Raw genomic sequence first — 13,716 nt, forward strand, 5'->3', positions numbered from 1 at the left:
GAAGGCATGGTGCTACAAGCAGATAGCAAGATTGATGCGATAGTTATGGATATAACGCTTATTGATTTGATGGGGTTAATTCCGACTTCCTTTTAAATATTCGTGATAACAATATTCAATGTCACATTATGGTTTTACCAACTAACGAAACATTTCCCTCTCTGCTCTATCGAAAAATTACCCTAGGGGCATACTACTTCGTAGTGAGTACTACTCGGAAAAAGACTGCATCGAGCACTGCCTATTATCTTGGCGCTTTCTGAGGGTGATCGAAATATTCTATAGAGCAAAAGTTACAAAAAAATTTCCGTTGCTGTAAGTAACTTGCAATACTATATAACTGTATATTCAGTAGAAAAAAACTCTTAGGATAAACAAAGTACCTTTGCTGAACGTTTTTAGAGGGCTAAATTTATTGGAGAACTGTTATGTTAAAACTAGCAATTTTTCAGAAAGCGCCTTTACTGCTTAACCGACTATAAACAATTGATAAAGCAATCCGTTCCGTTGAAGACGCTGCTACGTAAGGAGCGAGGCTTGTCATACTTTCCGAAGCGATTATTCCAGGTTTACTATTCAATTTATGAAGGAATCTTAAAAAATATGGCAGACTTGCTATTGGCATCTGGCTCCAGTCGCCGGAGAGAACTATTAGAACAAATCGGTGTTCCTTATCATAGTGCATCAATGGATATCGATGAGTCAGTACTTGAAGGGGAATTGCCCGACGCTTATGTAAGGCGCTTGGCTAAAGAAAAAGCCTTAGCAGGTCTCAGCTTTAATCCTGAAAAGACAGTTTTAGCTGCAGATACGACCGTTACGATAAACGGCACGATTCTAGGCAAGCCAGATAATGAACGCGTAGCATTTGAAATGCTAAAGCGTTTATCAGGAACAAATCATCTAGTGCTAACGGGTATCGCTGTGGCGAAGTTATCTGAGGGGAAAGCGGTAATTGAAGCTGATGTTGTGACAACAGAAGTGTCGTTTATGAAGCTGAGTGATCAGCAAATTAGGCAATATATCGCAACGGGTGAACCAATGGATAAGGCAGGTGCATATGGCATACAGGGTAAAGCGGCATTGTTTGTTGAGGGGATCGTCGGAAGCTACAGCAATGTAGTAGGCTTGCCTCTGGCTGAAACCGGAAAGATCTTACAGGCCTTCGACGTGCCTATTTGGCAGGAATAAGGCAAAGGCTTTCTATGCTAGGCATAGAAAAGTACTGGGCTTAAGTAGTTTGCAATTGATGCCAGCAATATACCTAATCCCGCGCCACACAATACATCTGTCGGATAGTGAAGGCCGAGTACCATTCTCGAGAGGGCAATTAGAATAGAGAAGGGTACCAATAATACAGCGAACTCTGGCAGGTGCCATAGCACAACAGTCGAGAAGCAGGCCGCGTGCATTGTGTGTCCAGAAGGAAAGCTGTATTGATCTAAAGGTGCGCAGCCTTTATAGACATCTTTTGAGCGGATAAATGGTCGTTCTCTTACTAGTTTCTTTTTAAGTTGCTTATAGATCAGTAGGCAAGCACCGCCCGCCGTTATCATCAACCCTGATAAAAGTAGACCTTCTTCACCATATAAGATTGGCAGGACAAGCGCGAGACTATACCAGAAAACACCATCCCCTAAGCGGCTGATTATTGCAAAGAAGGTGTTAACCGTTTTAGTGCGACAAAAATGATTAAGGTACAGGCAAGCTGCAATATCCCAGCTATTGAGCTTATTAAATGCTGTTGATGTTTTGAGAGGATTCATGTGTCTCATCTCCTAGCCTTAAGGGTGGCTTTTCGAGTAACTTTTTGACGAACTGATTGACGATATTGTTCCAGGTAATTGTTTGTGCCAATTGATAGGCATTTTCACGAATTTTTTCCAGCTCACATGAGTTTGCGATTGCTTCCAGAGTCAATTGAATGAATGCTTCGTCATTGTCTAAATCTGCGATATATGCCGAATTGCCATGGCTTAAGTGTTCCTTCGCAGCGGCGTCATTAAATGCAACGATACCCAGCCTGCTTGCCATTGCTTCAGTCACAACATTACCAAAGGTGTCGGTTTTGCTTGGAAATAGAAAAAGGTCTGCTGAGGCATAATACTTGGCTAGCTCTTCACCCGTTTTCATTCCAACGAAACGGATGCCAGGGTGTTCACTTTCCAAGGTTTTTCTTAAGGGGCCATCACCAACGACGACGAAAACACAGTCCGGATGAGTGGCGGTGACGTTCTCATAGGCCTTGATAGCCAAGGCAATATTTTTTTCTCCTGCAACTCGGCCGACATAGAGGCAAACGACTTGCCCATCTGTCACATGCCATCTTTCACGAAGGCGAGAACAGCGTTTACTTGGTGTAAACCGCGAAGAATCGATTCCGCGACTGAGCACACTGACATTTTCAAACCCTTTTCGACTTAGCCATTCCTGCTGTTTTTTCGTAGGCACGATCGTTCCACGTGTCTGGTTGTGAAAATACCTCAGGAAGCCAAATATTAAAGGTTCGAGAAACCCTAGGCCGTAGTACTTACTGTAGGACTGGAAATTAGTATGGAAGCCGCTAAGTATAGGAATATTCAGTTTCTTAGCTGCACGAACAGCTGAAAGACCAAGGGGGCCTTCGGTCGCGACATAAATAGCAGAAGGTGGAGATTTCTTCCATAGACTTACTAGCTTCCTTTTACAAGGTAGGCCAAACTTGAGCTCCTTGTATCTCGGTATAGGAAGTCCGGCAACTGTATAGGTCTCGCATTGATCACTTTCCACTGAGGCATCATCAGGATTCTGCTTGGGTCTGATGATTTGAGTGTAGATACCCTTATTTTGAAGTCCTTCAACCCAGTACTTCAAGGTATTGGCAACGCCATTTACTTCAGGGTAGTAGGTTTCAGTAACAATGCTCACCTTGATTTTTGTCATATCAATACATACTTGGATTTGTACAATTTATGTACAAACTATTCATGTTTGAAGTGACAGTTTGGTGACAAAAGGATGATGGTTTGATGACTTAGGGGCTTTGCCAGAACAGTAGAGTTCTGGGTGTCGCCACAAAAGTACTTATTGAAACTATCTTAAGGGCGAATAAAGTGTGCCCGGTTATGCTTATTCCATCGGGCTTGCTAAGGAATCAAGTAATTCGTTGATCTCTCGTTTAAGTGAGTCATCTTCAATTTTATTGGCGCTAACTTTAGCGTTTTGCAGGTTTTTGATTGCTTCCTCAGTCTGGCCGAGCTCGACCTGCAAGGTCGCCATTGAGTATGCCACTGAAGACATATGGTCTTTTGAATTAATATCGACAGACTTCTTTAGGGCCTTTTCATAAATGGCTATCGCATCGCTTAAGTCTTCTGAAAAGTCAGCTAATGTTTCCCATTGAACAGGGTGATCCTTATCTGTATCTTCATTATCTAGACAGATCGCCTTGAGTTCAGAGTAGAGCGAATCAAAGGTTTCTTGGTCATCTTTTTTCGCTGCTGCCATTAGCTTTTCTGCAAGCCCGTGGACGGCTTTATATATCTTGGTGTTCATCATTTCTTTTTACCTTTGAGTCACGCTGCCTTAGGGTTTACTGTCTAATATTCCTGTTGAATCGAATTGCCATCAGGTGAAACGGCTTTAGCAGTGATTTCCACGTAGATAGTCATAATGTTATTCGCAACCAGTTCATCGATATGGCTCATCAAAGAGGGCAGCTGAATTTCCACAGCCGCTTCTTCTGATTGACCAAACTTACAATCAAAACCCCAATATTTAGTGCCAGAAGGTAGAGGCTTCTTACGTTCCTTTTTGAGAAACTTTCTGATGTCATGTTTTACTGAGTCGACAACGCGAGGCACTTTGATTTTTGGGTGAGCTAATTGATAAGTTTTTTTCATCGGAAGTCCTGCTTGGGTGAGCGCCGTTTGCGCTAGAGAGTTTAAACTGTGGGCAGTGTAATGTTTATGCCGACATTCTACCATGACTTTGACATTTAGCTTGGATTCCTGGGTGTGTGGCCTCCAGCTTAGGGCATACTCATCTTGTTGGGTGGGTAGAGCTTTTTTGAATGGCCATACTTGCAACTTTATTGATATATCGTCATTGATTGGCGATCTAGGTAGTTTATACTAGGCAGAATTTTATGAATTGAGTGCAGTCTGCTGAAAAATATCGCTGCGATAAGCAATTCACACCGAGCAAAATTGATTCCGGAAGCTTATTTCAAGGCTTCCATTTACAGACTTAGGAATAGTAATGGCCGCATTTGGAACCGTTTTCATGCCTAAAATGGCACTGGCAAGCTACGAAAACAATTCTTGGACCTCTTCAAGTATCATTTCATCCGATAAACTGGAATTACACCCGGGTGCCCATGTCTTGCATTATTCCAGTACATGCTTTGAAGGCTTGAAAGCATTTAAGCATAAAGATGGCAGCATTAATATTTTTCGTATGGATGCCAATGTTCAGCGTATGGCCCAGAGTACAGATTTATTATTCCTACCCGAAATTAACAAAGAACAATTAGGCGATATGATTAAAGAAATCGTCGGACTTTATGTAGAAGACGTACCTGAAGCGCCAGGTTCTATGTATATTCGTCCGACTCATATCGGCACGGAACCAAGCATTGGAAAAGCCGCGGTCTCTTCTGCGACGTCGCTTCTATATGTTTTGTTATCACCCGTAGGTGATTACTTTTCTGGTGGCGTTAAGCCCTTAAGGCTATTGCTAGAAGAAGACGGTATGCGTTGTGCTCCTCATATGGGAATGATTAAGAGTGGTGGTAACTATGCCAGTGCATTAGGCCCAATTGCTCGTGCACGCAACACTAACAATGCTGATCAAGTGCTTTTCTGCCCGAATGGTGATGTACAGGAAACCGGTGCAGCAAACTTCATTCTGATTGATGGAAACGAGATCATAACTAAGGCCTTGGATAGTTCTTTCTTACACGGCATTACTCGTGACTCAATATTAACGATTGCCCGCGATATGGGAATGACCGTGAGCGAACGTGATTTCACGGTAAGTGAATTGATTGAACGCGCACAAAAGCCAGGTACCGAAGCCGCGCTTTCTGGTACTGCCGCAGTATTAACGCCTGTTGGCACCTTAATTCATAATGATGAAGAAATTACAGTAGGTTCTGGTGAGGCAGGTGAAACCACCTTAAAACTTCGCCAGGCACTAAATGATATTCAATGGGGTAAGGCAGAAGATAAGTTTGGCTGGTTGCAGAAAGTCTAAGCCTTGATCATTGCGATGTAATATCGCATTGCGAAAAAGACGCGTATTGAACTGTTTCCTGTGTAGGGGATAAGTTGGTACGCGTTTTTTATATCATCCCACAGATGGGATAAACCTTTTCTCCCCATTTGGCCTCTTTTTAGCACTTCTAACTTGACTTGTGACCAGTGGTCACGGTTAAATAACTACCAGTTACTTATCTTATTTAGGCAAGGCCTTTCCTAATAAGCTGTGTTAGAACATCAAAGCGACTAGCGGTTTATCTCAACGCTAGGTTTTGACACAGCTCCTTTTTCCTCTTACTTTCGTTTCTTACCGTACGCTCTATCTTTTCGACGTTTCTTCTGAGCGGTGCGGGAATTCTTTTTCGATGTTTTAACTTCTTTTGTTAAATCAGGTTCATAGCCGGGTAACCACTGTTGCGGCAAACGTTCATCAAGCACGGCTTCAATTTCTTCTAGTAAATACTCTTCACCTAAGCTTAACAACGATATTGCCAGGCCTTCTTGGCCAGCTCTGCCGGTGCGCCCTATGCGATGAATATAATCCTCCGCAACGTAAGGTAGTTCGTAATTGATGACATACTTGAGCTGGTCAATATCCAGCCCTCGAGCAGCGACATCCGTTGCAACTAAGGCGCGTAGTTTGTTTTGCTTGAAGTCTTCCAGTGCACGCTCACGAGCGCCTTGAGACTTGTCACCATGAATAGCTGCCGTCTTGAGCCCATCCTTGATCATTTCTTTGGAGAGCTCGTCAGCGGCTTGCTTGGTGCGTGTAAAGATGAGTACCTGCTGCCAATTTTTAGAGCCAATTAAGTAAGACGTTAATTCGCGCTTGCGATCCTTGTCGACGGTGTAGACCATTTGTTCAACTTTCTTAGCGGCGGTATTGCGAGCATCGACTTCAATGAGCTTGGGGTCTTTTAATAATTTTTTGCTCAGATCGAAAATAGCCTGATCGAAGGTTGCAGAGAATAGCAGGGTTTGCCGCTGTTTAGGCATGCCCCTCAAAATACGATTTATATCATTAATGAAACCCATGTCTAGCATACGGTCTGCTTCATCAAATACTAGGAACTCAATGTGATTTAAGTCGATACACTCCTTCATGAGCAAGTCGAGTAAACGTCCAGGTGTAGCCACCACAATACTCACCCCCTTTTTGATAGCTTGTATTTGTGGGTTCAAGCTAACGCCGCCATAGGCGATAGCTGACTGAATATTTGTGTTGTGGCTGTAAGTATTTATGCTATTGAATACTTGTAGTGCTAATTCTCGTGTAGGTGTTAATACTAAGGCTTTGGGTGACTGGCAGGAGCTTTCTTCAATGTTGTCATTAATTGGCTTAAGGGTGTTTTGAGCATCAATAAGTTTTTGAATAATGGGAAGGGCAAAGGCTGCGGTTTTGCCCGTACCGGTTTGTGCCCCAGCCATCACATCGTGGCCGGCGAGAACTTCAGGAATAGCTGCTTGTTGGATAGGCGTTGCGTCAAGGTAGCCGAGCTCAAGCAGATGAGTCAATAATTGAGGGGAAAGACCTAGGGTTTGAAAGCTCATGGATATCTCGATTATTGATAGTGGGAAAATGGCGTGCAGTGTAGCGGCTTTATCTTGAACTTGATATATGACACCGCTAGGCTGTTTAATTCCGGGCTTTACTTGATCTGTCATGAAATCTATACGCCAACAGCTATTGATCATTTCATTAGCGTGCAGATTTACCTACAATGCAGCCATTCCTAATATTGAGATTTAGTTATGAAAGTATGTGGTGTTGAATTAAAGGGTAGTGATGCGATTATTTGTCTCTTGTCCATGGATGATGAGATATTCGATATCCCTGACTGTCGCGTAAGAAAAGTGACGCTAGAGAAGAGCCATAGTCTAAAGTACTTTCAGGCTACGTTTGCCAAACTGATGACAGACTATCAAATAGATACCGTAATTATTCGAGAGAGACCGACAAAAGGTAAGTTTGCCGGTGGTGCGATTGGTTTCAAAATGGAGGCTGCAATTGAACTGATTGATGGAGTCGATGTTCGCTTGATAACCCCAGTTGATATCAAAGCAGCTGTTAAGAAAAACCCTATCCCGGTACCTTTTGAAGAAACAGGCCTGAAAGTGATGCAAGAAGCCGCATTTACTACAGCTTATGCCTACCTTATGCGTAGACATTATGGTGTGGATGCAGAACAGGAGTAACGGCCAGGCTTACTTCGACAGTCTTGTATGTTTTATAGTCAATTTGTCTCGACTTTCTAGCCCCAAGTCTTTATAGTTCGCGCCCCTTTGTGCTTAAGCTTCTGTCACTCTTTGCTAAAACCGATTGAAAGACATTCAAGCTGAGCCTCTCACCTTCAAATACCTAGGACGCTCTCTTGATTTCTACCGCTAATATCACCATGCAGTTTGGTGCTGAACCTTTGTTCGAGAACATTTCAGCTAAATTTGGTAACGGTAATCGCTATGGTTTAATCGGGGCTAATGGTTGCGGTAAATCAACCTTTATGAAAATCCTGAGTGGTGAGTTAACACCAACGTCCGGTAACGTTTCTATAACACCAGGTGAAAAGGTCGGTGTACTAAGCCAGGATCAGTTTGCCTTCGAAGAGTACAGCGTTGTCGATGCAGTGATCATGGGTGATGTTGAGCTGTGGAAAGTGAAACAAGAGCGTGATCGTATCTACAGCCTACCTGAAATGTCTGAAGAAGATGGCATGAAGGTCGCTGAATTGGAAACGCAATTTGCGGAGATGGACGGCTACAGTGCGGAGAGTCGAGCCGGGGAAATATTACTATCAGCGGGTATTGCTGAAGAATTCCACTTTGGTTTGATGGCACAAGTTGCACCAGGTTGGAAGTTAAGAGTGTTATTAGCTCAGGCTTTGTTCGCGAACCCTGATATTTTGCTTTTGGACGAACCGACCAACAACCTGGACATTCATACCATTGAGTGGCTCGGTACGGTTTTGAATGAGCGAAAATGTACGATGATTATCATCTCGCACGATCGCCATTTCTTGAATTCTGTGTGCACGCATATGGCGGATATCGATTATGGCGAGTTACGTATTTACCCGGGCAACTATGAAGCCTTTACGGCAGCCTCAACACTAATACGTGAGCAACTATTTGCCGAGAATGCTAAAAAGAGTGCCGAAATTGATGAGCTTCAAGCCTTTGTTAACCGCTTTTCAGCCAATGCGTCGAAAGCTAAACAAGCCAGCTCTCGTGCTAAAAAGCTAGATAAGATAACGCTAGATGAAGTCAAATCGTCTAGCCGTTTAACACCTTCCATTAGTTTCAAGCAAGATAAGAAATTGCATCGCCAAGCCTTGGTGCTGGAAGACTTAGGTCATGGCTTTGACGGTGAGACACTCTTCTCGGGTGGTGACCTGATTCTAGAAGCGGGCGCAAAGCTTGCGGTGATTGGTGAGAACGGGGTGGGGAAGTCAACTTTCTTACGTTGTTTGATGAATGAGATTCAAGCCAATACGGGTGAAGTAAAGTGGGCTGAAAATGCCGTATTAGGCTACTGCCCGCAGGACAGCACGAAAGATTTCGACAGTGACCTAAACCTCTTTGACTGGATGTCTCAGTGGCGTACTGCAAAGCATAACGATTTAATGGTTCGCGGTATGTTAGGTCGAATGCTCTTTACCGAAGATGACGTTAACAAGAAAGCCAAAGTCTGCTCAGGTGGTGAGAAAAACCGCTTGTTGTTTGGCAAGTTAATGATGCAGGACCTAAATATTCTGATTATGGATGAGCCGACCAACCACATGGATATGGAAGCCATTGAAGCTCTGAACGAAGCGCTTAAAAACTTTGATGGCACTTTGATTTTTGTTAGCCACGACCGAGAGTTTGTCTCATCACTGGCAACACGCGTCATCGAAATTAAAGACCAGGGCTTGATAGATTTTCAAGGCACTTACGAAGAGTATATGGCTAACCAGGAAGCAGCTGAGCAAGTTAAGGTCGCTTAGTTCAAGTTGACTTTATCTCAATCAATGGCTGTGCGATGGAGTATATATTGGCCGGGGTCCAGCCGGCACTCCATAAGCTCAGCATGTCGGTAGCGTAAGTCAGTGCTCAAGAGGTTAACGAGCGCTTTTTTTAGTTCCGCTGTCATATTTGCCCCGCAGGTGACGGACTTGATCACCGTATTGGGGATTTTATGAAGGTGAATACTGAGTTCATCGACGTTTATGAGCTTGTCACTCACTGATGCCGGCCGTAATAAGCGCCACTCTTGCTCATGAGAAAAGTGTTCACTACGGTGAAATAGTGAAATGAAAGGATGTGAGTCTTTCAGCTTTAACGGACGCTCTGCACTATACTTCACTGGCTGAAACATTTGAGGGGCATCTCGGTATTGAGGGGCGGTAAAAAACTCATGAGTTTGGTCTAGTTCGATGACCATACCTCGGTGATTAGCCGCTTGATACTGCCAGAGTAGCGAGTTATCTGCTCTTTCAGATAAGCATAGCAGTGTTAGATTTTTCTGTTGTTTAGCCGACACTGTACTCACTTGCGGTACAGAACGTTGTCTTATTTGTGCTTCAATACTGGCTCGTTTGCTTTGGGATTGTTCTTCAAAATACTCAAAGCTCATCAGGCTTGATAAAGACTCTGGTAGCGCCGCGAATTGAGCTTTCAATTCAACTCTGAACTCTTCATCTGAAACAGCGATTGACCCATCAGGCTGATGATTAAGGGCTTCATTGCTAACGAATGGGTCCATCAATGATGAGGCTTCTAAGAAAGGTAGCTTCCCTTCTCGCAACCACGTTAAGCCTTTCTCGCTGCAGTATAAAAACAGGCTCACTTTCTACCTTTATAAGCGTATTATATTTAATGAAAAACCAAAGGGTCAGTTTAAAGTTTCAAGCACTAAAGCAAAGCAGAATAGCATAATCGTCGGGATGAAAATAACTGTAAGTTGTTTCCATCGTGGCCATTTATCAGCCTTTATAAACGCCACCAGGCATGAAATTAAAAATACGATCAGCACTAAAATTCTAAACATAAAGATCCTATGGCAGTTGTATGTAAGCTGCTTTTATGGTCAGGAAGTTGTTAGAAACTATAGCTTAGTTTTCGATTCCTACGATTAACCAAGGCGCATTGTTATCGCGGGTGTCTCTGGTTAAGTGCCAAAGATCTGTAATATCCTCTTCAACTCCTTCGGTTTCATCACTATAGCGCCCACTAAACTGAATGCTTAGCTCTGCCAAGCCTGCTGATTGGTCAGCTCTGACGATCTGGGCATCAATAAACAGCACATTCGTGTGCTGTTCACCTTCAAGCGCTGCACGTTCTTCTTTTAAATGGGAAAACAACTCTGAGCTAACGTACTCCTCAATTTTACCTAGATCATTCTCATTCCAGGCTAGCTGGATGGTACGGTAATGCTCACGAGCGCCGGTCAAAAAATTGTTGATATCAAAGTCTGCAGGCAGGTTATAAGGTACATCATTATACGAACCAAACCCTGAAGTTTGCTCTTCATTAAAGGTAGCATCGTTGTTCTGGTTAGCTGTTGGCTGATTGCCGGAAGATGACTGAGGAAACTGACCCGCCAAGAACTTGCTTGGTTGGGCGTCTGTTTGGCTCTCTTGTCTGAATTGATTTGTAGAATAAGCTGGTTGAGGCTCCATGGAGGCTGCTTTAGCTTGCATCATACCTTTAAATAAGCGAATCAGAATAAAGGCCACCAAAGCGAGCAGAATTATATCCATGATTTGAATGCCTTCAAATGCTCCACCCATTAAAGCTGCAATTAAGCCACCAGCGAGAAGGCCACCCATTAAACCTTTCGCCATACCGCCCTTGGCCGGCGCTTTCTGTTTTGCAGCTCCTGAATTATTTGGCGCAGCTTTTTTAGCAGGAGAAGGCTTGGTTTGAAATAGCTTTCCAAACGACTTTCCGCCGCCGAACTTTTTGGCATCGACGTGCGTGGCGTTTAAAGCTAGTGCAAACAGCACAGGTAGCATGAGCCAGAATTTTTTCATGTGTGATAATACTCTTTTAGGATGGTGATACGTTTCAGGCTAAGTATCCTAATGTCATTACCAGTAATGTCAATGAGAAGAGAAATAAAGGGGGAGAGGCACTTTACTCAGACGCCAATTCCCACTCGGATGACCATTGCCGTTTTTTTGACCAATTATTAGTGCCTTGCTTTATTCAAATTCTAGAAGTGTGCCGCAAGGTGTTGATGGTAAGAAGTATCTGTTTTTACGGTACGACCTTTGATTAATATTTAGTGTTGGTTCAAGAGTCTGACTTTTAGGCCTTGAGCAGTCCTGCATCCAGTTGTTGAGGAATTATCTATGATCAATGTTAGAAATTATGATGAGAAACGTGACCATATCCGTATGAAGCTAGACACGCCTATCCAGGTAAAACTGGATACTGGAAACTATATTGAGGGCACTTGCCTCGATCTTAGTGTAAATGGCATGCAAGTTGAACTTGATAGGGCGATTAACGCAGGTGAATGTATTGAGGCCTGTATCCGCTCAGAGATGGGAATAGTGCCCGACTTGGTTAGCAAGGCGACGGTTGTACGAACAACCCAGATCGAATCGGGTCGATATCTACACGGCGTACAAATACAAAGCATGCAGTAGTCAAAAAGCGACGGAGGGATCTAATTTTAACCAATGTAAGCGGTTTGGTTTATAGTCCCTCTGAAATTTATGAGATCTACTTGTCTCGACTTAGGTGAGTAGTAAACCTAATCTCTGCTGTGTCTTTGCGTTTCCTATATAGACCTAGTTAATCGATTCGTATACATAGAACGATTAAAAAAATATGATACAGCAGTGACTATCAGTTTCCTTTTTATTGAGCAATTGAATAAGCTTGCTCAGACCTTAAAGCGGTTAACTAAGTCGGACAAATCCTGATTTAGTTGGTTTGCTTGTTGGCAGCTTGCAGAAGTTTGTTCCATGCCCTCGCTGGTCGTGGTGGCGACTTCAACAACCGTTTGAACATTCTTCTCCATTTCTTCACACACGCATGACTGTTCTTCTGAAGCGCTTGCTACTAGTTGGTTAATCTCATTTATAACTGAAATCGAAGAAGCAATTTGGTTAAGTGATCGTTGTACTTGTTCACTTTGACGAACGGTACTTTGACTTTGTTCATTACTTCGTGTCATGACTTCGACGGCTCTCTGTGATCCACTTTTGAGTCGATCAATCATTTCTTGTATTTCTTCTGTGCTTTGTTGAGTGCGTCCTGCCAAGCCTCTAACTTCATCAGCAACAACAGCAAATCCTCTACCGTGCTCACCTGCTCGCGCAGCTTCGATTGCGGCATTGAGAGCAAGGAGGTTTGTTTGTTCCGCGATTCCAACGATCACGTTGAGGACGTTTACAATTTGATTGACCTCATCTTCAAGTGTTGAGATGACGCCTGTGGCATCCTCAATTTCAGCTGATAAACTGCCGATAGTCGAGATTGCTTCGGTGACAATTTGTTCGGCTTCTTCACTGACAATTTTCGCTTCGGTCGCACTTCTCGCCGCATTTTCGGTATTTTGAGCAATTTCTCGACCACTTGAGGACATCTGATTGATGGCTGTAGCGATTAGGTCTGTTTGACGTCTTTGTTCGTCTACACTCTCATTTGTTCGTTGAGCAACGTTGTCCATTTCCGTGATCTCTGCCGACATTGTTACAGAACGACTAGATACCTGGCTAATAATGTTATGGATGTTATCAAGGAAGCTGTCAAAGTGATTTCCTAGGGTGCCGAGTTCATCCTTTGACTCCATGTTGAGACGCAGTGTGAGGTCTCCTTCTCCTTGTGCTATGTCTTCAATTCGCGTGCTAATTTCGTTTAAGGGGCTGAGGATTGAGCGCAGTAGAAGTAAAGAGAAGATAATCACAACCACGACGCCGCCAATTGCAGTCATCGTCATAACGCTTAGTGTCGCCTGTTGAATTTGATTAATGACATCGACTTCATTTTCAACTACTCGATCTCCGCTTTCTTCAAATTTACCCAACTGCACCAGGAGTTGGTCAGCAATTGTGATGTATTTGATATGAGTTGTTTGATATGCGTGAGTTGCTGCAAACAGCTTTTTTGTTAGTTCTTCATGTTTGTCTAAGTGTTTTGTGTAGGCCTCTTCATAACTAAGGTTTTGCCATTTGCTTCCTGCATTTAATTTGAATGCACCAGTACTGAACATTTCCTTTGCTGCTTCTTTTTGGAATGCGAGCGCTTCGTTCAGATTGTATTGTGCGGCACTATGCTCTTCGCTCTTTGCGATAAAACGAGCCATATGGTAGAGACCAGAGAGTAAGCCGATACTAGACTCCATTGCGCCATCGGCAGCCAACCACATATTATTTAGGCCAGTATCCCATGTGACTAATTGAGAGGGGGACTTTTCTAGTTGTTCGACCGTTGAATCTCCGATTGCTTCTATTTCGCTACTTAGTTTGACAAATTTTTCTGCATT

At 43.4% G+C, this 13,716-nt stretch carries 13 protein-coding genes; 5 read left to right on the plus strand and 8 right to left on the minus strand.

Annotated features, from left to right (window positions below; all coding sequences use genetic code 11):
- Positions 1 to 603 precede the first annotated feature (603 nt).
- Entirely contained in the window at positions 604 to 1,191 is a 588-nt protein-coding gene (locus A3766_RS28505; protein ID WP_068643452.1) for a nucleoside triphosphate pyrophosphatase, read from the plus strand.
- A 17-nt stretch (positions 1,192 to 1,208) separates the two neighbouring features.
- Here the strand turns inward: A3766_RS28505 and A3766_RS28510 are convergent, their stop codons facing one another.
- The 4 genes from A3766_RS28510 to A3766_RS28525 form a co-directional block, all read right to left on the minus strand.
- Complete coding sequence (locus A3766_RS28510; RefSeq protein ID WP_068643454.1) at positions 1,209 to 1,766, minus strand: phosphatase PAP2 family protein; 558 nt, start codon at positions 1,764 to 1,766, stop codon at positions 1,209 to 1,211.
- Positions 1,735 to 2,922 carry a glycosyltransferase family 1 protein gene (locus A3766_RS28515; RefSeq protein WP_068643456.1) on the minus strand — a complete coding sequence of 396 codons (1,188 nt, stop codon included), beginning with the start codon at positions 2,920 to 2,922 and terminating at the stop codon, positions 1,735 to 1,737. Before A3766_RS28515 ends, A3766_RS28510 begins: the two co-directional genes overlap by 32 nt.
- Positions 2,923 to 3,108: 186 nt before the next feature.
- Positions 3,109 to 3,537, minus strand: a complete 429-nt coding sequence (locus tag A3766_RS28520) for a tetratricopeptide repeat protein (RefSeq protein ID WP_068509469.1) — start codon at positions 3,535 to 3,537, stop codon at positions 3,109 to 3,111.
- 41 nt (positions 3,538 to 3,578) lie between these two features.
- Positions 3,579 to 3,881 (minus strand): DUF6172 family protein, encoded by a 303-nt coding sequence (locus tag A3766_RS28525; RefSeq protein ID WP_068509467.1) that lies wholly within the window; start codon positions 3,879 to 3,881, stop codon positions 3,579 to 3,581.
- A 358-nt stretch (positions 3,882 to 4,239) separates the two neighbouring features.
- Here A3766_RS28525 and A3766_RS28530 point away from each other — a divergent pair, with 358 nt between their 5' ends.
- A complete protein-coding gene (locus A3766_RS28530; RefSeq protein ID WP_068509465.1) occupies positions 4,240 to 5,235 on the plus strand; it encodes a branched-chain amino acid aminotransferase in 996 nt (331 codons plus the stop codon).
- A gap of 299 nt (positions 5,236 to 5,534) precedes the next feature.
- Here A3766_RS28530 and A3766_RS28535 read toward each other — a convergent pair whose 3' ends face one another.
- Complete coding sequence (locus tag A3766_RS28535; protein WP_068509505.1) at positions 5,535 to 6,791, minus strand: DEAD/DEAH box helicase; 1,257 nt, start codon at positions 6,789 to 6,791, stop codon at positions 5,535 to 5,537.
- A 201-nt stretch (positions 6,792 to 6,992) separates the two neighbouring features.
- On the opposite strand from A3766_RS28535, the gene A3766_RS28540 reads away from it, so the two are divergent.
- Positions 6,993 to 7,436, plus strand: coding sequence for a DUF3010 family protein (locus A3766_RS28540; RefSeq protein ID WP_068509463.1), 444 nt, complete (start codon positions 6,993 to 6,995; stop codon positions 7,434 to 7,436).
- Positions 7,437 to 7,612: 176 nt separating this feature from the next.
- Positions 7,613 to 9,223: an ABC-F family ATPase gene (locus A3766_RS28545; protein WP_082865154.1), complete on the plus strand. Its 1,611-nt coding sequence runs from the start codon at positions 7,613 to 7,615 to the stop codon at positions 9,221 to 9,223.
- Between the two features lie 17 nt (positions 9,224 to 9,240).
- Here the strand turns inward: A3766_RS28545 and A3766_RS28550 are convergent, their stop codons facing one another.
- Both A3766_RS28550 and A3766_RS28560 read right to left on the minus strand, forming a co-directional pair.
- A complete protein-coding gene (locus A3766_RS28550; protein WP_068509459.1) occupies positions 9,241 to 10,065 on the minus strand; it encodes a DUF2971 domain-containing protein in 825 nt (274 codons plus the stop codon).
- A gap of 265 nt (positions 10,066 to 10,330) precedes the next feature.
- Positions 10,331 to 11,251, minus strand: coding sequence for a Tim44 domain-containing protein (locus tag A3766_RS28560; RefSeq protein ID WP_068643462.1), 921 nt, complete (start codon positions 11,249 to 11,251; stop codon positions 10,331 to 10,333).
- A 321-nt stretch (positions 11,252 to 11,572) separates the two neighbouring features.
- On the opposite strand from A3766_RS28560, the gene A3766_RS28565 reads away from it, so the two are divergent.
- Complete coding sequence (locus A3766_RS28565; RefSeq protein ID WP_068509454.1) at positions 11,573 to 11,872, plus strand: PilZ domain-containing protein; 300 nt, start codon at positions 11,573 to 11,575, stop codon at positions 11,870 to 11,872.
- Positions 11,873 to 12,111: 239 nt separating this feature from the next.
- On the opposite strand, the gene A3766_RS28570 is transcribed toward A3766_RS28565, so the two are convergent.
- Positions 12,112 to 13,716 (minus strand): methyl-accepting chemotaxis protein (locus A3766_RS28570; RefSeq protein ID WP_068643465.1); only part of this gene is annotated, 1,605 nt, incomplete at its 5' end.

This window comes from Oleiphilus sp. HI0132 (assembly GCF_001635845.1).